Origin of the sequence: Sporosarcina sp. FSL K6-3508 (assembly GCF_038615825.1) — a bacterium.
GTDB lineage: Bacteria > Bacillota > Bacilli > Bacillales_A > Planococcaceae > Sporosarcina > Sporosarcina newyorkensis.
In genome coordinates this window covers 106797-128492 of record NZ_CP152016.1, presented here as the reverse complement: position 1 = coordinate 128492, position 21696 = coordinate 106797, and the positions used below count along the sequence as shown (strand labels likewise).

The 21696-nt window shown below is 40.4% G+C and carries 12 protein-coding genes; 2 read left to right on the top strand and 10 right to left on the bottom strand.

Annotated features, from left to right (window positions below):
- The first annotated feature begins 291 nt into the window (after nt 1–291).
- Both MKX97_RS00600 and MKX97_RS00595 read left to right on the top strand, forming a co-directional pair.
- On the top strand, nt 292–1554 hold the full coding sequence (locus MKX97_RS00600; RefSeq protein WP_342536665.1) for a DUF5068 domain-containing protein: 1263 nt from the start codon (nt 292–294) through the stop codon (nt 1552–1554).
- 485 nt (nt 1555–2039) lie between these two features.
- A complete protein-coding gene (locus tag MKX97_RS00595; protein ID WP_340757838.1) occupies nt 2040–3173 on the top strand; it encodes a response regulator in 1134 nt (377 codons plus the stop codon).
- A gap of 29 nt (nt 3174–3202) precedes the next feature.
- Here the strand turns inward: MKX97_RS00595 and MKX97_RS00590 are convergent, their stop codons facing one another.
- The 10 genes from MKX97_RS00590 to MKX97_RS00545 form a co-directional block, all read right to left on the bottom strand.
- Nucleotides 3203–6082 (bottom strand): ATP-binding protein, encoded by a 2880-nt coding sequence (locus tag MKX97_RS00590; protein WP_342536664.1) that lies wholly within the window; start codon nt 6080–6082, stop codon nt 3203–3205.
- 204 nt (nt 6083–6286) lie between these two features.
- On the bottom strand, nt 6287–8398 hold the full coding sequence (locus tag MKX97_RS00585; RefSeq protein ID WP_342536663.1) for a cellulose biosynthesis cyclic di-GMP-binding regulatory protein BcsB: 2112 nt from the start codon (nt 8396–8398) through the stop codon (nt 6287–6289).
- On the bottom strand, nt 8399–9667 hold the full coding sequence (locus MKX97_RS00580; protein WP_340757832.1) for a glycosyltransferase: 1269 nt from the start codon (nt 9665–9667) through the stop codon (nt 8399–8401).
- Entirely contained in the window at nt 9660–11369 is a 1710-nt protein-coding gene (locus tag MKX97_RS00575) for a DUF2334 domain-containing protein (protein ID WP_078817671.1), read from the bottom strand. Before MKX97_RS00575 ends, MKX97_RS00580 begins: the two co-directional genes overlap by 8 nt.
- Entirely contained in the window at nt 11359–12210 is an 852-nt protein-coding gene (locus tag MKX97_RS00570; RefSeq protein WP_176132539.1) for a diguanylate cyclase, read from the bottom strand. The genes MKX97_RS00575 and MKX97_RS00570 overlap by 11 nt, the downstream gene beginning before the upstream one ends.
- Nucleotides 12194–13267 carry a glycosyl hydrolase family 8 gene (locus MKX97_RS00565; RefSeq protein WP_342536662.1) on the bottom strand — a complete coding sequence of 358 codons (1074 nt, stop codon included), beginning with the start codon at nt 13265–13267 and terminating at the stop codon, nt 12194–12196. Before MKX97_RS00565 ends, MKX97_RS00570 begins: the two co-directional genes overlap by 17 nt.
- Before the next feature lie 24 nt (nt 13268–13291).
- Nucleotides 13292–14200: a sensor domain-containing diguanylate cyclase gene (locus MKX97_RS00560; protein WP_342536661.1), complete on the bottom strand. Its 909-nt coding sequence runs from the start codon at nt 14198–14200 to the stop codon at nt 13292–13294.
- Between the two features lie 242 nt (nt 14201–14442).
- Entirely contained in the window at nt 14443–19950 is a 5508-nt protein-coding gene (locus MKX97_RS00555) for a collagen binding domain-containing protein (protein ID WP_342536660.1), read from the bottom strand.
- Between the two features lie 118 nt (nt 19951–20068).
- The gene (locus MKX97_RS00550) at nt 20069–20683 is read right to left on the bottom strand and encodes a class D sortase (RefSeq protein WP_342536658.1); all 615 of its coding nucleotides are present in this window, start codon (nt 20681–20683) and stop codon (nt 20069–20071) included.
- Nucleotides 20684–20879: 196 nt separating this feature from the next.
- Nucleotides 20880–21542 (bottom strand): hypothetical protein, encoded by a 663-nt coding sequence (locus tag MKX97_RS00545; RefSeq protein ID WP_342536657.1) that lies wholly within the window; start codon nt 21540–21542, stop codon nt 20880–20882.
- Between the last annotated feature and the right edge of the window lie 154 nt (nt 21543–21696).

Below are 21696 nucleotides of genomic sequence, written 5' to 3'. Positions count from 1 at the left end.
GAGATTTGAAAGGATTTAAATAACCTAAAAGGGGTTTGTATATTTACAAGATACTTCTTATGATAACTGATTGATTTTCAATGATAGATACCGTTTATACTATCTCCTCCCTCTTTTCGCCTGTTCACTAGGTGAAGAGAGTTTTTTTATTGTCGCTTTTTTAGGACTACCTGTATTAATTACCTTTATATGAAACCTTAAGGACTATTTCTATAAATGCTTCTTTTTACCAATATATAACCTGCTACAATAATATGGTAGATGACTCGTAAATGAAGGGGGCCCAATAATATGAATATGAAACGAAGTGTAATCGGCAGCATCTTGGCGGCAGTTCTCATCCTCGGTGCTTGTGGAAAAGCGCAAGAAAAGGAAGATGAAGTATCCGCTACTGAACTACCGGAAAATGAAAATGAAGTAAAAGGCAATCAAAATAATGATAGCGAAACAGCTGAAACAGAAAAAAACAAAGAATCTGATGAACGCGGTGACAGCGGATCCGCCGAAAACATAAATCCGTATCTGGAAGAAGAGACGGGCGGCGACGTAGAAATCGTTTACACGAATACCGATCCCAATCTGAAACACGCATATTCGGAAAAAGTGTCACTCGCCATTGAAGAGTACCAAATTGCCCATGTCACGAACATGAATGAATCGGCCAAGCATAATTTTGATGATGAAGACGAAGGATATGTTATTACATATAAACTAGGATTCGAAAACAATTTGGATGAAGATGTATTTTACAATGCAAGTACGATGATGCTTTCCGATGATGGTACTGAAAACTTATATATGCGAAGTAGCCTTGTGGATCGGGATGATTGGCTAAAAGGTAATGAAGATAATACCGTTCGTCAATACGCTCCTGGAAAATATACTGGAATGCAAGCGTACACCATGACAAAGGATCAGTATGAGCGCTTGGTAGCCCCAACGTTCACTGTTGATATTCCTTTGCTAGAAGATGATTTTGACAAGCGAATCGGTAAGGAAGCCATTTTTAAAATTCCATTCAACGAAGATGGAGCAGAAAAAGCATCGAAAAGTTCTGACCTTTACGCCGATAAAATGGTAACGGACACCATTGCAGATAAAGACTTGTTCTTCGCAAAGGAAGATATGAATGAAACACAGAAAATCGATGAAGTTACCATTACACTTGACGGCATACAATTTGCCAATATTAAGCCGACAACAGCTCATGCTGAGCGATTCCGCAATTTCGGCGATGGCCCGCTCGTTGCATTAACGGCAAAGTTCCAAGTGAAGAACGATAGCGGAGAAGCCATCACGAAATCATTGATTCAAAAACGGTTAATTTTAGATCAAAACCGAGGTACCATGTTATCAGAAGGTATGCTAGAACCTACTCTCTATGGTGACTTGCAGCCTGGTGAAAAGGAAGAAATTTTGGCCGTCTTCCTTTTCCGTAAAGACGAGTTCGATTTATTGAAGGAACTGAAGATTCAATTCGGTCCGTTATCTGACAGCAATGCCAAAAGGTTATTTAAAGAAAAGTCGGTCACATTCGACTTGCCTATGAAGTAATAAAAAAGCGATGTCCGATAGGTTTTGACCTATTGGATGTCGCTTTTTATTTCTTCTAATCGTCTTAAACTAGTTTAATGGTCGACCAGTTTTCTTCCATACTACGAGCTTCGATATACTGGGTTCACGGCTCTTTTAAATTCCTCTTGTAAACTTCATTCACGAACAGAACATCTTTCCATCTGTACATTGATAATTTTTTTGATGAGCACTGTAGATGACAGATACATTTCCTCTACATACACTAGTAGAAGATCGTCACTTTGTTGTTTAATCACAGTTTCATAAGTATCACTATCGCATAGCATACAATTTATTTTGAACTGCTACAAATCCCGTTTCTCAAAAGATTACTCATTAATAAATATTACCGGCACTATTTATTAGTAAATGAAATTTTCGAGCTTTCTTTTTCAGCTCTGTAAATTTTACAAGAAATAGAATACAATGGATACATTGGTTATGTCCTAAAAGGGGGAGTAAGGATGATTCGGGCAATCCTAGTCGATGACGAACCATTAGCATTGCAGTTGTTTTCGCACAAGCTTCGTACTTTCGAAGATCTTGAGGTCATTAAAACATTCGCTAACCCGCTTCTTATACTGGAAGGTCTGCAACAGCTCTCATTTAACGTTGCATTTTTAGACATTGAAATGCCAGGAATCAACGGAATTGATTTAGCTGAGCATATTTTATCCGTTCATCCATCTGTTTGCATCGTTTTCGTTTCTGCTTATAGAGATTATGCGATAGAGGCGTTTGAGTTGAATTCGATTGACTATATTTTAAAGCCTTTAACGGACGAAAGATTGCAAAAAACCATTTTGCGTTTACGACAGCATCTTCTGGCTACACCCGCTCAGCAGCCAGGTCTGGTTCCGTATGAAGAGTTGAAAATCCAATGTTTCGCTGAGTTTACAGTGTATTCTAATGGCCAGCCGGTGAAGTGGAAAACGGCTAAAGTAAAAGAGTTATTTGCTTTCTTTATCACACATCATCGTACATTTATCAACCGAGATGTTTTGATCGATATTCTCTGGCCGGATACGGAATATGACAAGGCTAAAATTCAATTGCATACTGCCCTTTCTCATCTGCGGAAAACACTTGCAACTATTGGACATCCAAAAGTCATCACTTTTGCCAATCAAAGTTATTGTTTGGACCTCTCAAATTTCCAGTGTGATGCAATCAATATCGAACATTTGCTCATTAAGCATTCTGAAATAACCCCCGATAATGTTCAGCTTTTTGAAGAAGCTATAAATCAGTACAAAGGCGATTATATGGAGCAGGAAGGCTACGAATGGTCGCATATTCATTCCATGAACATGCGTCAGTCGTTGTATCAGCTAATTGAACGCACTATTGATTACTATGACTTAATCGGAGAGGCAAAGAACAAACTATTCCATCTCACACGATTATTTCAGCTAGATCCATACTCAGAGCAAGTCTTGCAAAAGCTTCTAGAACACTATATACAGAGCGGGAATCGAACAGAAGCTATAAAAGTCTATCATGATTTTAAAGCACGTGTTATGGAGGAGCTGGGCATTTCGCCCAACCACTCCACAGATGCTTTGTATAAACAAGTTCTTTTTAGTGATCAATTGTAGAATGGGAGGAAACCGGCAGTAATTTCTCCCTATTTTTGTTTAGGCATGGAAAATCGGACAATAGTGCCCACTTGCGGAGTACTCTCGATGGCCAAGCCCTGATTGCCCAACTGACGCAACCGTTTATTCGTATTTGGTAGACCGACCCCTTGTCTTTTATTACTAGAATCCTCGAAGATAGCCTCTATCTCCTCTTCCTTCATTCCAAGCCCGTTGTCAGAAATGGCAATATCCACGAAATCACCATTTTCCATAACTTCAATATGAACGGTACCGCCTTCCGGACGTTTCAATACGCCATGTTCTATTGCGTTTTCAACCAAGGTTTGAATCGACAACGGCGGAACTTGCGCCCCATATACTGAGTCGATATTCATTTCAACATTCAAACGTTCGCCAAAACGTTGCTGTTCAATGAAAATATAAGATTCAACGAGTGCTAATTCTTTTTCTAACGGAACTGTCTGCTCTAAATTTTGCGCCGTGAAACTCCCCTGTAAATAGTTTCCGAATTCTTCTAGTAGCTTGATCATTTTCTCTGGGTCAATTTCACTTAATGCACTTATCGTATTGAGTGTATTGAAAAGGAAATGCGGCTGGATTTGTGCTTGTAGCCAGGCCGCTTCCATTTGTACTCGTTCGGCTATTGTATTGTTCAACGTGGTAAGTGCTCGTACACGCGTCATCAGTTCCAGTTTTTCAACCGGTTTCCTGACGTAGTCATTTGCGCCAGCTTCAAATCCCATCTGAATGTCGATCAGCTGTGTTCGGGCGGTTAATAATAAAATAGGTAGTTCTGCTACTGAAAACCTTTCTCGTATACTACGCGTCAACTCGTAGCCCGACATATACGGCATCATGACATCCGATATGATGAGATCCCAATTGCCAGCATCCAACTGCCACAAAGCCTCTTTACCAGTCGTACAAGCAACGACCTCATATCCTTCCGCCACGAGCATTCGCTTGATAATCGTTAAGTTCATCGGATCATCGTCCACAACTAGTATTCGTTCGGCTGTGCTGTACAATGTTCTGTCCAAAAAGTCAGCATAGCCAGACGACTCCGCTTCAGCCAGTTCAATCAGCGGTATACTTTCGCCATCATCTTGTACAGCAGCAATAGGTAATGTAAAGGTGAAGGTAGAACCTCTTCCTTCTTCAGATTCTACTTGTATAGTCCCTCCATGCAACTCAATAAGTTGACGGCAAATGCTCAATCCAAGTCCAATTCCTCCACCACCTGTGAACATAATGCCTCGTTCGTCCTGTGTGTAAGGTGAAAATATTGTGTTTGCGATTTCTTGGTCTATACCAATACCCTCATCCTTGACATGAATCACTGCCATCTCTTGATATACTTCCGCCGAAATCCTGATACGGCCGTGATCAGAAAATTTCATTGCATTGTGTACTAAATTAAAAAGAACTTGAAATAAGCGATTTTCATCTGCTCTCACCAGTGGAAAGTTATCATTAATTGTATGTTCTAATGTAATTGATTTTCCTTCCTTCATAAACTTCAACGTATCAAAGACATTGGTTATAACAGGCGCCAAACGAATTGCCTGCTGATCTAGACGAATTTTTTCTCCTTGCAACTGTTCTCTATCTAACAAATCATTCAAGATCATGGACATCCGACGACCCACCGACATAAGAGTTTCCAGATTCCGTTTCGTGTCTTTTGCCATTGTGCCCTTGCCACTATCGTAAATTGTCTGTGAAATATTCAATATTCCATGGAGGGGGTTCCGCAGCTCATGAGAGGTGTTTGCCAAAAAGTTGTCTTTTTGCTGGACCTCTTTCTGCAAAGACATCGTCAATCTTTGGCTTTTTTCGGTTTCCATGAAAAATCTTTTAAACCCAAACAAACCAAATAGCAAAATGCCAATTAGCATATCAAACGGATAATACGGTAGATCAGGGGCAATTCGACTTTTATAGGAACCCCATATAAGACTAGATAATATGCTGACTACTGCGAGTATAAAGTATAAAAAATCATCTTTCTTAGGCAGTGTTGAACGATAAATTAGAACAGGTAGCGGTAGCGGAATCAGCATGATAAATGTGTAAACTATATACATATATATTTCTACAGGCAACAATGTAATAATGACAAAAAGAATATATAGAGTATTCACAAAATGAAAGTAATAGGTTGCCCACTTACCAAATGGTTTGCCTTCTGCCTTCACTAACGACTTGATGAAAAGTACTGAAAAGTAGGCACTGCTTGTGTATGCAAGATAAATAATTTTTTTCCACCAATCAAATGAGATGTTCGGGAAAAAATAAAGCAGCAACTTGTCATCATCTATAGTAATCGATAGACCCATTGATAAAAGAGCCAGAGCTAAGAATAACATTTCTTTCTTTCTGGAAAATAAAAGATAGGTCAGTAAAGAATAGATACTGTGCAGCAAAACTATAGCCGCTATAACGATTTGCCAAACATAGTCCTGAAACACAGACTGCTCCGTTGCTGACCATTCCCCCAGCTCCATTGGCTGGATTATGCCTCCTTTACGCATTGAGTGAAAGTTCGAGACATGAATAAGAATTTCTAATTCTTCTACGTGACCATTAAGCTGCAGTGTGCGCGGACGGTAATCCGGTACTTCCTCCTGCTTATTTATGGCGGTTCTTCCAAGAGTCGCTTCTTCTTTACCGTTTATAAAAAAACGGGAAGCCGACACGAGATCTTTTGTATAAAGTCGATAAGTGTCAGCTTCCTCTGCATCTAATTGAATCATTAAGCGATAGGTTCCATAGCCAAATGGGTCGTTATTATCTGAGAGGTGATTCTTCCAGTTACCTGGAACTTCAATTTCTATTGGTTGATTTTCCGGATGTTCGCCCGGCTCAAGAAACTCCTCTTTGTAAAACTCCCATTCCCCGTTCAATGGAAGCATTCCTTCAGAAAGGGCTGGAGTCCCTCTCAAATCCAATACTCCATTTTTTGCCTTCGGTGTATTTTCGCTATAATTCGACTCGATCCACACCAATCGGAAAGAAGTGAGAATCAGCAAGAGTGTTATAATGAATAAAAGTAATTTTTTTGGTTTCATAAAGAGTTATTTCGACATGATCTCGACTAATTCCTCTCTTTATATATTGAGGCGCCTCTTTCGGATGATATAAATAATACCCGATAAGGAAATAATCAGAAGTGCCACAAGTCCTCCAATCCACACGCCGGATAACTGTTCTTCCACCCGATCGCTCTTTACTTCTGAGCTAGGTGATTCTAATTGAATGGTGGATGCATTGGTATACATTTTACCATTTTCCGACTTAACGACCATCGTTGCAAACTCTTCCGTTGTGCTTAGAAATTCAATTACTTTCCGATCAATGGACGGTCCTCCATCGACATTTTCCCAAACCATCATTGTATGTTTCTTTTCACTCCATACGCTTGGTTGAATCCAATTGACTGTTTCGGCGGTTTCAGGCAAAAAGCCAGCAGAAGCCAAATCGGGTTTCCCTTTTTCATGTGATACTAACAACTCCGAAACCTGTTTCTGAAGGACCGGTTGAACATTTGGCCCTCCAATAAAAAGCAACTGATGTTTTTTTAGGCTATCTTCTGAAACTTCATCCGCAAGCACTAGCTGCCAATTCATGGAATGTGCATTGACGTGAAGTTTTTCGTATAAATACAGCAATTCATTGTCATCAACACTCTCAGATGAAGGTAAAACAATTAATATATCTTCTCCTTGATCAACGAATGGGAATGGAAATTCCGCTATCGAATGCTTTTTCTGTTTCTCCGCCTTCGGAAGTATGAAGAAACTGTCTTCTTCAATATAGAGCCAACGACTTTGATCCGTCGTGATACAAGGATTCTTTGTCAATAAACCATTCGTAGTGAATTGTAGACTGATTGTCCGGTTGTCTTTAAGCGTATTGTGGTCAATCGGTAGTTGGACCGTATATACTCCATTGCGCTCCTCTTTTAACTGTTGAATATTAATGGAGTGCGGCACCTTGTTGATCCATGCAATTAATTCAATATCTCCCTCAAGCAATTCTTCTGTTGCTATCTCCTCCTTCTTATCAGGAGCAAGGGCCGTATGTTTTAAGTGTAACTCCAATATCGGTGACTGTTCTTTATCCAACGTATATGGCAGATGGTAAAAAAATTGCTGACTTTCCCGGTTCAGACTGTCCAGTGTCATATTGGATAGACCAAAATGTTTTAAAGAGACAATCTGCGTATCCTGTGCCACTGGTAACGTTGGGATTGTAGATAATACTAATTGTTCGCCGGATAATTGTTCTATTAAACGAGGTTCAGTTAGAACAGATACTCTATTCTCCAGTTCTTCTGGAGACTTAGCGATCGCAAAAAGTGCATTCACTTCATGCTTTCCATCTGTTAAGATCTCAAATGAAAACATAGTTGCTTCATCCGTTAGCGGGAACTTTGTCTGTTGGAACAAATCCTTCATAAAGGAGCTTATAAATTCATCTTCACTTCCTAAAAACAAGACATTATTCGTTATTTTCCTGACTTCAGACTCTCTCAATATGCGAACTGATTTATCTTCATTTCCTACTTTAGATAAAAAAGCTCCTACCTTCAAACCACTATTAAGAGTAGCCGTTGAGGCATTCTCAGGAAGGATAATGGTAATTGGATTTTTTTCCGATCCAGTAAAGGCATCGGGATAATTCTTTAATGAACGTTTCTCCAATAATTCTCGCTCTAGCTTAAAATATGAATCGATATGGATGGTCATCCAGTTTCCTGTAGTTCCCTGCTCTACACATATTCCTTCTTTAACCACTCCGTAATAAGAAACAGTCACTTCATGAAAACCTTTTTTTAATGCCTCATCCTCTAAAGGTATGACGAGTTTTTTTGTCATTTTTTCACCTGTCAACGATTTAGAAAGCAATGTTTTCCCATCTATACCCACAGAGACGGAGGAAGGTGCAATCAGCAACTCTGAATGGCTCAAATTCAAAACAAGTGCCTGGTCAGTCCTCTTTTGATCTTCCTGAAGTTCGTAATAGAAGGATGTTTCCTGTTCAGGGCCATTAAGTTCAATAGGCTGATTGGTGATTGGCTGGTTATTTGATATGTTTTTATTCGTATCCAGCTCGATTTCCGTTACATGAAGCTGTCTGGTTGTTTGTGCATCCGCACTTACGGTCTGCCATCCCATGATTCCTAATAATGTAAAAGCTGTTATGAAAAGGATTCTCATTTAGTTTCCCTCCACTTTCTTTTCTGAAAAGCGTTCCGTTTTATACCAAGTTACCTCTTGCCCTAATAACACTCGTTTGATCTCTAAAAATAGTGAATACATGACAAGGAGAATCCACATTTGTGAATACGTAAAATACATGAGAAGAATATATAGAAAATTTTTGCGAGTCATCTCTGTTCGTTCAATACTTAGCGCAATCGCAACTTCCGCCACAAACAACAGGAAAGCTAAACCCCAAAGAATCAATGCTACATTGCCGATCTGCAAATGAAGATCGTAAAACAAGTTCACAACGAAAAGCATGTTTGAGATGATTACACCAAAGAAAAATAGAAAATAGGTAAAAAAGAAGTAAAACAAATCAAAGATAATCCGCTTTCGCTTCAATTTAAAAAACTGAGTCAGAAACTTAATTACTACATATTGATTGCCACGTGCCCATCTCGTTCGTTGTTTCCACCAAACGCCAAGTGTCTCGGGTTCCTGTTCCCACGTAATCGCTGCTGGAAAGAACCTGATATAGTAACCTAGATCATAGACTCGGACTGTTAATTCCGTATCTTCGGCAAGAGCTTTCACATCCCAGCCGCCAAGCTGTTCCATGATATGCCTATGAATCGCAAAATTAGTTCCCGGGATCGTCGCAACTTTGAACCAATTCCAGCGTCCTGCTTGTGCCATCCACTGAAAACAGATTGTCTCGATATTGATAAAGCGGGTCAACCATGTGCGTTCCGCATTACTGACGCGAAACTTACCGACCATCGCGCCCGCAAGCGGATCGTTAAGAAGCCCCATCACCAAGTGCCAAACCGCCATTCGTTCAGGTGTGTTGTCTGCATCATATACGACAATGATTTCTCCATCCGATTGGGCAAGTGCTTCATTTAACGCTGAGGACTTTCCAATCCCACGATTAGGTGGGGATGTTTCAATCACTCGAATAAAAGGGTGTTTTTCAGCAAACCCTTGTGCAATTTCTCCCGTTTGATCTGATGAATTGTCATTAATTACGATAATGTCCAGCTTATCTTTTGGGTAGTGAAGGCGTGCCATCGCTTTCAATGTTTGGCTGATAACCATTTCTTCATTATGTGCGGGTATGAACACGCTAACGGTCGGTAAATGGTCCATCTTTCTCTCCCACTTGGTAATCACCCGTTCGTACGTCTTAAAATGCCGATACCCCCCCTGCATTAAAAACATGTGGTACAGCAACATGAGCCAAATCAAACTGAGTGCGCTGTAAAATAATATATTAGCCACTATTCGGTCTCTCCTTAAACAAACGTTTTTTCAAGCGAAAACGTAGATTCACTACATAGGTAAAAAAGACGGTGAGAAACCCTGTCACAATGAAAACTATTAGCCAAAGCATGGATTGAAACGGATTTTCTTTAACATTTTCAAACAACTGACCAAATTCCGTAATCGTTGATTGCACTTCTATACCTTTTGCATTTTGTATAATAGTCACACGTTCACTTGTAACGTGTTGATTCGTAGTGGAATAGTCTAGCCACTCCATATTGGGCACCGATTCCATTAACCGAATGACCTCTGCCAGATACTCCACTCCCAAGTATGGGTGATAAAATCCACCGATCACAGAACCCGGAACCTCCTGCAGTTTGGTTACCGAATTCTCCATTTCTTGAAATGGATCAGGAAGTGCAGGGTCGATGTATCCTATCGTTTCTGGATATAGTGTCATACCCGATAAAATAGCGGGTTTTGATATAAATAAAGGGGCATCCATAACACTCCAATTTAAGTCGCTCAATTGAATCTGCCCAAAGAGAGATGAATAGTAGTCAGATGTCACTTCGTATCCGTTTGAGCTCATCGTGTAGTGGGGTGCTTCAAACGCAATGGGATAGAGCCCTAATTCTGTTAAATCTTCAATTGACTTGGTATGCTTACGTTGCACATACTTTGTTTCAACTTCCAGTAATTCACTTTGATACTCCTGATAATCCCTGTCGGATGAAAATGCATCACGTGAGAGAATAGGCGTGGGTAACTCGTCAGTCTTTTCGGTTGTGATCGGCTGGTTCAGTTGCACATCCCAAAACTCAAATCCCTCTCCCGTCTCATCAAAACGGTAAGAATGCGTATAACCATGCGCAATAACCATCCCTCCCTTAGACTGCAAGTCAAGCAAAACCTCCACTAATTCTTTATTGGATGAAAGCGGCATTTGTTCTCCCGTCTCACTGTTGACGTATACTGGAATAACAGCCATAAAAAACGGGATATTGCGGTCGGCTAAATAATTCCCCGTTTCCCGAACAAGCTTGGGATCCGAAAATGGCGAAATATCTTCCAAACGAATATATGCCGGGTGCGGGACAGACGTTGGCACATCCAAAAGCACATATAGCGAGCGAGAAAGAGCAAGTTTCTCTTCCGTTCCAAAAGCAGTCGTAGCCACGTATGCTGTATTTCCGCTTTTGATAATTAGCGGAAGGTTTTTGTCTACTGTTCTACCCTCCGATAAAATTTCGCAATCCCCAGGAGGAATTGCATGGACCACGGACTTAATCTCCTTCAATGAATGTCCGTCAACGCTCCGTATGGAGTCCTCTCCCAAAAAGCCCCATTCCCCAAATCGTTCCAATTGATCTGCGTTCCATCCAAAGACAAGAAGTTGACCAGGAAACATCTCCATTTCCTTTAAAGCAACTTCCGGCAACCTTCCTTCCTCATCTCCTACGAAAACCAGGTGGTTATATGCCTGCAATGAATTGGGCATAACGTCTTTCACTGAATATAGATCGATTGCTTCCGAGAACCCTGCCAATGTTGCTTCTATGAAATAGACATGCTCGTTGAGTTCACCATCCGCCGTCATATAAATAAGCGCAATATCATTCTTTTCTTCCTCACTAGTTGCAGCTGTATAGAAAGGGGAAAAAATGTACGCGGAGAATAGGATCAATACTTGGACCAACAGTTTATAATTCACGCGCAACCATCTCACTTTCCATTTGTGAAATGAAGTCCTCGCAATCCAGTAATTCCGTTTGTTTTCCGTAAACGCTATAGGCCGTACGGAATGCCAATGTCACAAACTTTTGATTCAATAGTTGATGATCTTTTAGCGACTGTGCCAATTTGTCATAAACTACCTCAATTGACGTATCATCCGTTTGTGTTAGTAAAAGGGCGAGTCGATCAGCGGAATAGCGAAACTTACGATCGGTTATTCGGACTGCTTGCCGCACTTTATTGGCAATCGACGAGAGAAGATGAAGTCTCTCCTCCTCTCCATACAGCTTTTGAAAATCTTTATAGTACTCCATTTGAATCAACACAAGGGTAAAACTACCGCCGTAACGTTGAACTCGCTTCATTTCCAACTCCAGTTCCAACATCAGTCGATTCCTGTTATCAAAGCCGGTAGACGCATCTACGGCAACCAACTGATTGATCTCTTCTTGCAGCTTTCGGTTCAAACGGCCTTGATTGACGATAGATTCCTGCAGTTTTCCAGCCGTCAGAACTGCAAACAATAAAACAAATCCATACACCAGTAAAAGCGGCAATGGTAGAATCAAGGCGGCAGTCGAACTGAATGAAAGATAAAGCAAGAACGAACCGACCAGAAATATAATGCCCAAACTACAAAGCAGCCCAACCAGCGACCCTGCCAATAAGGTCAGCACGGTCAACAATGACAACAGAACCGCGAGCAATATACCCTGTGTATGTTGTTGAATCAAAACGAATACTGCACCTTGCAAGCAAATTACTAATAAAGAAATGAACATCAGTGTTTTCGTTTCTACATTAAAAAATGGTTTCATCGATTCCTTTCCTTTCGGCAAGTAGTGCCAATAAGTTGTCAAACGTATGGGTATCTTCGGAATAAACATCGGTGTATCCCCCATAGTAAGGCAATCCTTCATCCAACTGCTGCATTTCTTTCATAGAATGATATAGTTGTCTTGCAAAATCATGCTCTCCCAACTCCAAGCACATAAGGATGGCAAGTGCATAAACAGCAGCTGCTTCGAATGCGACGACTGGCTCCCCACTGTTCAAACTATATCGACCATATAATTTTCCTTCCTTGGCGAACGCTGATTTAGCAAATTTCAGAAGAGGCTCCACATCCCCATTCCATTGGGCACGATGATAGCCAACGTAAAACTGGTCAATTAAATTGACTTCCGTATCAAATGAGAATTTATCGGACAGCGTATTATAGGATTTTGGGTAAAAACCGCGAGAACTTGCCGGAGCACCAACAAGCAATTGCTTTGTTTGGCTCTTCCATTCTTCCGGCAATGACTGCATCTGCTCAAAACCATCTGGAATGATATAGCTGAGGGTGATCGTATCCCCTTGGTACTTACTCTCCAAGTCAATATGATCTACAAACCACCCATTACGGGTCTGGTAACGAAGAAGAGAAGCTTCCATATTCTCAGCTAGTTTCGTATAAACAGGATGATTCCACTTCTCACCCGCTCTGTACAATGCCGCCATAATTCGTAAGTCATCAATAAACGCGTTGGCTGGCGCTTTTTCATTACCACGCAACTCCCAAGCAACTAGATAGTGTTTCGTTAAAAAGTACTTTTTAAGTGTATCTACTGTATCGCGGAACTGTGCATTATCGTTTTTCTCTAACAAATAGTCCATCCAAAGACCAACTGTTTCTGACAAATAGATATCCTTCTGATCCAGTAAGTCGGTCTGTATGCGCCCATCTCCTTTTACTAAATACTTTTGGATAAATTGTTCAGCTGCTAAATTTTCTTTAGGTTTACTACTATCCCTGCTCTCTACTGGAATCCATACACCATAGATCCCCAGGGATGCTACAATTATTACGATGAATAGTGTTCTTTTCTTCATATGCCATATCCTTTTCTTACTCATTTATGAGGTATACAATTTAAATGATGAACCTGATTGTTGTTTCGCCAAAAACATCGCTGAATCTGCGTACTCTAACAGCATGGATATGTCCGAGCTATGAGCCGGATAAACACTTGCGCCGATACTGAGATGAACTTGAATATTTCCCTTTTTTGTTTGAAACGGTTCCTCGCATACTGCTTGAACGGCTTCAATCTGGTCAGTACAGTCATCAAGATAATCTAGCAAGATAATAAACTCATCCCCACTAAAATGAAAAACCCTGTCTTGCATGATGGAAAGTTCCTTAAAACGTTGAGCCAACCCTTTTAACACCTCATCCCCCGTCATATGTCCGTACGTATCGTTGATGTGTTTAAACTGGTCTAGATCTACATAGAGAATAGCAAGTTTGGTTTTTAATTGATCCGCCTTCTGCAAATAAGAAGCAATGGTTAAATAGAAGGACCTCCTGTTCGGTAAATTGGTCAGGTCATGGCGGCATGCAATTTGTCTCCATGTGTCTCTTTCATCTCTCGAGGTTATATCATTAAAAATAATTAAAATACCTGTAACGGTGTCTGAAGCTTCAGTGAACGGAATAACAGTTGCTTGCAACCATAAAAATTCCTCACTTTTTGCCTGCAAGATTAATAAGCCATTCCATTCACCTTCATGGCTGGCTCTGTCCAACAATTCATTCCACGCAGCTTTTGTTGGAAGGTCCGATTCTAATACTTGGAAGTCAGATAGATGGAGCTCTGACGGTTCATATCCAAATATGTTCTGGAAGTTTTCATTTAGTTCTAAAATAGTCCCTTCCGAATCTGCCATAGCTAAGATAAAAGACGAATTCAACCTTTCTTTTATCATATTTATAAAATTTTTATCACTTACTTGAGAATTTTTAATAGGAAAAGGGCTAGGCATTTATTATTCCTCCTTCACGTAGTATCAATGTCATGTATTGGTATAAATAGTATATGAGATTGTTCTTACAGAACTCTTAAACTTATAAGTCCAATAAATCATTCCTTTCGCATAAATATCCTGCATATGGTGTTGATATTTGGTAATTATAAAAATTTGCAAAAAAAAGCAGCAGAAGAATATAGAAATATTCCTCGCTGCTTTCATTCAATATTTAAAATGCGCTATTCTTCAGTAATTCCTTATGCGTGCCTTTTTCTACGCATCATCCAAAATCCAGCAAGTATCAACACAAAGCCAGCAGCTAGTGAAACAATTGGATATGCCTCGCCTGTTTGTGGAAGATTATTTCCTCCCGCCACCTTAGCAACTTCTTTTTTGTCTGAAATGTTAGCAGAACCAATGTCAGACGGCTTTTTCGTATTGTCCGGCTTGTTCAAATTACCTGAGTTGCCTGGCGTGCTAGGCTTACTTGCGTTATTTGAATCATCTGGTTTGCCCGGTGTTCCTGGTTCACCCGGGTTGCTCGGATCTTCTGGATTACCTGGGGTGCCTGGTTGGCTCGGATTACTTGGATCTTCTGGTTTACCCGGCGTTCCTGGTTCATTCGGGTTACTCGGATCTTCTGGTTTACCCGGGGTACCTGGATTATCAGGTTCTTCTGGATCTGTTCCATCTACTGGTGATTTTTTTAGTTCAAGAACGGTTTCACATGTATTATCGACTATCACTACGCCAGCTTTCTTACCGTCTACGTAGGCATCATAACTGCCGTTTGGCAATTGACTTTTTACGAAAGTGATCTTACCATTTGCGTCCGTCTTGCCTGTGGTAATTTCCGTATCGCCAGACTTCAGAACAACTTCCTTGCCTGCCGCCACAGTCTTACCATTTTCCTTTACAGTTAGCTTGAAATCTTCACATACTTGCTTGGTCGGCAACGTGATAGTGTCTTGACAAGTATTTGTCACAACTACTTTACCAACCTTCTCACCGTCTACGTATACGACGTATTCACCGTTTGGTAATTGGTTTTTCGGAGTTGTTATGCTGCCGTTTGTGTCTGTTTTACCCATTACGATTTCCTTGTCGCCCGACTTCAGCGTTACTTCTTTGCCTGCACCTGCCTTATTACCGTTTTCATACACAGTAATCATGAAGTCTGTGCAAGTTGCTGGCGGTGGAGTACCACCTCCGCCTCCAGATTGCCGTGGTGCAACGACTGCGTCACAGCGATCTGTTACTGTGAATGAGTTGATAAAGTTTGCGCCCTCGTACACATTATACGTACCTGGCTGAATCGCTTTTTTAGGGAGTTCAACTTTACCATCTGTATCTGTTGTGAAAACTGTATTCCCGCTTGCGTCTTCAATTGCTTTGCCGCTTGCATCTTTCACCGTAATATCCACACCAGAACGTCCGTTACCGTTGCGGTCCTGTACAGTTAGTGTAAAGTCTGTACACGTAGGAGCGCCTTTCACTTCTGTCTCACACTTCACTAAATAACTTACATCAATTTCACCAATCAATAACTCGCCTTCAAATACATTGTATTTGCCTGCCGGTAAATCTTTCGATGGGATTGTAATTTTACCATTTCCATCTGTTGTTGCTGTTTTGATAGACTTCCCAGATTTGTCTTTCACCGTTACTGAGACGTTAGGACGTACTTGCTCGTTCTCGTCTTTCACAGTAAGTGTGAAGTCTGTACATACTGGAGCAGGTTGAACTTCTGATTCACAATCAATATTGACCGCAAATTCATCGAACGGGTCAGCTGAAGTACCTTCGTACACGTCATACTCGCCTGCCGGTAGTTTTTCTGTTGTTGTGATTTTACCGTCGGCATCTGTCATTAGACCGGATTCAATTACATTACCATCTTTATCTTTAATTGTAATTTCAACACCTGCTTCGCGAGGTTTTCCATCAACATCATTCACTGCTAATGTAAATGTCTCGCAAGTTGGAGCTTCAGTTACAGTAGCCGCACAAGGATTATTCTTATACGTAATCGATAAATCACCAAGATATTGTTTACCCTCATATACTTTATAATCGCCTGTTTTCGTAACGGATGAAGATAAAGTAAACTTACCATTTTCATCTGTTGTTGCTGTAATCTTTACTGTATCATCGTCTTTGTGCACCAATGTTACAGTCACATCCGGACGTGCAATATTATTTGTATCTTCTATTGTGATTGTGAATTCAGAGCATGACGGTGTTGGCACAACTTCACCTTTACAGTCGCCATCATACATTACAGTTACGTCACCAAATGTAACTTCCGTCCCTCTATCATCTATTGTGACTGTATATTTTCCTGCCTTAACATCAGCAGGAAGTAACGTAATTTCCCCGTTACCATTTGTCGTCGCAGTGTGTGTAATACCTGTTACATTGTTTGTTAATATAACTTTTGTATTTACTACTGGATTTCTATCAACGTCTTTAATTGTTAATGTATATTCAGCACAAGCATTGCTCATATCAACATTTTCAATGTTTTCAACAACAAATAGTTCGTTTCCATTTACGTTAGAGTCTGTGGATATGCCCATTATAATTTCTTTTCCTGCTACTGGAAGAGGAATATATTTATTTGGAGTACCGCTTTCTTTTAACAGATACTTACCATAACGAACTTCATCAAATGTAAGTCGTCCACCATTTTCTGTTGTAGCCTCTTGCAGCTTGATCGTTCCACTTTTATTCCACAGTTCGAATGTGATACCATCTAAATTCTTTGATTCACCTGTTAATGGATTCAAACCGATTTTATGAAGCTCTAGTTTTCCTTTAGTAGATATAATCGTACCACTTGAATCATTGAAATTAAATACTTTATCTTTTACCCCTGAGTCACTTTCTACTCCTGCTGTTCCTCCAGTATAGTTAATGGAGGCTTCGTTTGAGAATGTATCTCCTTCTCCACCTAAGAAGAATGTTTTGTATTCGATTTGATAACCTTTTTGATCTAGGTTTCCTAAATCCAGAGTGAAACTGTTATTTTCACTATTAATCGTCGGTGTGACGGAGTTCCAGCTTCCATAGCTAAGATTGCCGTCTTTATCCATTTTAATTTCACGCATTTTGAATTTGTCTGGTAAAATTAGTTGGTTAGCTGACATTTTATCAGTCAGTATAATGTCTCCTAATGCTGAGTGTGACTTGTTGACATCTACTGTCCATGTAATTGTTTCGTCAGCTGGATTTGTAACAGCTTTTTTATCAATTAACTCATTGGCATGTTTTACTGTTGTAGAAGCCGGCAATGTAAAAGAACCACTGTTTGGTGTTGTAAAGGTTGCTGTGTTTCCATAGCTATTGCCGTTTTCATGCCCAATAATGTCATCTGAATCTTTTGTCTGGTATGTGATGATATACGCTTCCGTAGTTGGTTCAGTAAACTTAATCGTAAATCCATCTTTTTCAGGGTTTTCTGATATCGTGTGTCCAGATTCTAATTCAGCGCCCGGCGTACCTTGTTCATCGTTCATACCTAAATTTAATTGATGTACTTTAATTGTTCCGATAACAAGTTCATGTCCCTCACCAATTACATCAACAAGTTCAGCACCATTAATGTCCTGCTTGTTAATGTTAACCGCCAAATTCCATTCAAACACTTGTTTCTCGTGATCAAATTTACCATTTTTGTATCCGTTGTTACCTGTTGGTGTGTTCCCAGTTTTATATTCTGCTGATTTAGTAATGGAATACTCTTTTCCATCAACAGCACCTGTCCAACTCCCTTTTGCAGTATTCTTATACTCTGGATAAGCTGTACCGTTTGGTAAAATATCATATTTTGTTTTGTAAGTAATAGTAAAACTATTTGTGACGTTACCAAATTCAAGGATGAATCCAGCATCTCCATTATCACCTTTTAGTGATGTTTCCGTAGGATTTACTCCATTGGATATAGTAAATGGATCCTGTGGGTTCACCAATTTCTGACGAGTCCCACCTTCTGTATATGATGTGAAATTATCTTCAATCACAAAATTATTCATGGCTTTCTCAGCATTTACTGTAATCGTCCATGTAATTTCTTTATTGACTTGGTCAATTGATCCTCGCGTTTTGCTAAAGATACTTTCTCCGGCCCAGAAACTATCACCATCTTTATTATCTTCATACAAAGCTTCATTACTTATAGTTTCACCTTCGGTAACATATTCAGAGTCTAGTTCTGTTTCATATTCAATTAAATATGCTTCGCCATTTGGTGATTTTAATTCAATTGTGAATGATTTACCATCATTCGCGATATTTGGATCTGGCTGTGACAAAATCGGATTGCCTTTTGTACCATTTCCTGATTCATCAAGAGTTACTTCATACACCACAATTGAACTTTCTTTAATCTTGTGCGATCCTGTTATTGTATCTGTTAATGTTTGTGAAGCCATTTTACTACCGAAATAGTTGTATTTTATTTCCCACTTTGCATTATATTTATCTTTAGTTGTTGCTGTTTTATCAAGTTTTGTTCCATATGTGTGAGTAGCAGATGCCTTAGCGGAATCTGTGTTTGACCCATTTGTTAAGGTTGCGTCGTTTGTAAAGGTTTCTGTCTCTTTCGTCGGCTCGCGTGTCACTTTCGTTTTGTACGTTAATTTGTACGCATACCGGCCGTCCTCTAGACTGACTGGAAAACTAGTAGCCGTTGTGGTTTTTGTTGCTGTATCCGCTTTTCCACTTAAACCAACAACATACTGATCTACTGTAATATCACCGTCCAGTTCAAGCCCGTGATCTGCACCTCCCAGTGTATCACTGAGGGTTGCATTGCTTAAGTTTTCTCCTTTACGATTCGTCCAAACTTCCCAATTAATAACACGTTCACCGTTTTCAATACTTGCCGTACCTGTTTTAGACATAGATTGGCCAGTAGTATTTGGTTGGAATGTGAACGGGATTACAACAGAAGCTCCACCTACAATCGGGATTACCAATTCTTGATCTAAACTTCCGTCGGTTCCATCCGCACTGAAATGTGCAACAAAATGTAATTTTCCTGTAAATGCATTTGCCTCATCCAGCTGTTCTGTTGTTGTAACAGTTACAGTGCTTCCAGAAGTGGTATAGTCTGCTGAAAAGCCTGTATCAGGGTCTGTTAAAGTTCCACTCAAGCTAGCGCTATCAAAGTTTAACAATGCCTGTGGAAGTTCGAATTTAAATGATGAACCAACCGCATAATCTTTATCTGCTGTAATCGCAAATGAATAGTTTAAGTCAATTTTGTCACCTATTTTCGGTGTTACATTACCTGCTGTAGCAGCGTCTGTTATTGTATGACCATTAACGATCAAATTAGTAAAACCAAGCGTTGCATTAAGGGTATCTACCACATAATCGGGATCAACAGGCAATTCATTTTCATCATCCGCCACTTCTTCTTTCTCGTCATCGTCAATTGTTTCTTCGCCTGGTTCTCCAACATTATCCGGCTTATTCACGTCTTTATCCCCGACGCCTTCTGCTTCCCCAATGCTATCATCATCGTTGTCGGGAGCAATTGGTATCACAGGTTCCTCGTTATCTTCTGGAGTTTCAAATGGTTTCTCAGCAGGCTGCGTAACTTCGGGTTGCTCATTGCTGTCTGCTGGCACATTCACTTCAGAAGGGTCATTGGGCGGCATTCCCTCTTCTGCATTTACTACTCCTGCGCCAAGCGGACCTAATATCGTTTGCCCCAAGATCAACAGGGTGAGCATGAATATATTCAATTGTTTCTTCACTATGCAATCCCCTCTCCTTTCTTTACCTTTTCCCACATTTAATGACTGACTATAAGAAATGAACGCCTCCTCATTCATAATTTTATTTATATAAAAGTATATAAATAGCCTGTACAACTCACTTTTGCGTGATGTCTTGCAACTCCGCCTGTACAATCAATCGATCGGTCGGATGCCAACTTCCAAGTGGTGTACAGGTTACCAGTGTAAGATGCGGATTTTCTTGGTCTTCAAGCACGGATACTTCCGTTTTATGTACGATAAATGTATCCGTTACACGATAATGCAGCGTCCTATTCAAGGTGTTCACTTGGATTTCATCATCCATCGACAATTCATCTAGACGATTAAATTGCTTCCCATCCGCTACGGCTCGATGACCTGCCAAGCCGACATTGTGTTTAAAGAAATCTTTTTGCGGTTCAATCATCCCTACACCTTTACTAAGCTCTGTTTCTGAGGCACCTTCAAAGATAAGCATTTCAAGATCTATCTTTCCAATCGTTATAATGCCTCGTGCTCCTTTTAAGTCAAGACTTTGATCTTCATTAATGGAGGATAGCGCACTTTCCTGGTCGTCAAAGTTCTCCCTATCCTCTATTGCCCCCAGTTGGTCAAACGCAGTAAGGAGCTGTTGCTGTTGCCTATCGTACGCAACCTTTTGCAAGAAGGGATAGCCGACAATCAACAATCCAGAAACTACAAGTATCCAGCCCAATGATTTACGTACCATTCCACCCTCTCCTTGATACTCAACTTCTACCAATCTAGTATAGTAATTGACTCTTACAAAACTCTTAAACAAAAAAAGCATGCAAAAAAGACCATTCTCTACCCAAGAATAGTCTTTAGTGCCTACTTATTTTTTTCATCCTCAATCAGGGTCGCATTCTTTAAAGTAGCATAAACTCATTTTTTCTACTTCATTCCTAATTACTCTCAGCTGCCTGGCTAAAAAATTCTTCCTTTGCGCGTTCACCATACGCTTGCTCACTCTCACCATCCTGCTTTGGATAGTTCTTCGTCACAATAGGCATCAATTTCTCCCACAGCACATCCATCACATAAAAGTCCCGATCGAATTGGTAATCTAGTTGGTATAGCGTCAAACCGAGCGCTTCCGCATAGTTCTTCTTCTCCTTACTGCGAACAATGGCTACATTTTTTTTAATGAATTCCGTCACTTCCTCCTCTGCTACACGAATTCCATATTCCTCTTTCGCAACACGAAGCGCATCCACGTATCGACCTGTCTCTTTCTCTGCCATCGCCCGCATGAACTCTGTTGAATGTTCCTGCTTCGTTAAATTATTTTCCACACGTATACGGAATTCCGCCTTCGTCACAGAAAGCAGCTCTTCTATCTCATCTTCAATATGCCCCAAATGAATCCGTTCCAACTCCTCTGTAATTTCCGGCATCTCCTTCAGCACGTCTTCAACTGCCACGTTCATCTGCGCATAATCCTGCACTGTAAGTTCCGGCTTGGGCTCATTCTGCTCCGAACTAGCCGACTGCTTGATCAGCACACTTGCGGCGATCACTAACCCAAAGCAAATCATCGTCAGTGTAAAGCGATTATTTCCTGTCATTGTCATGGCCCCTTTATGCTATAAGTCCATCCAGTATGCCATAACCCAACTGTTTTTTTTGTTGAAAACACTGACTATCGAGAAAAAACGTTCTTTACGTTTCGACAGACACTCCCCCCAAAACACAAAAAGCCCAAGAACACGGAATAACCGC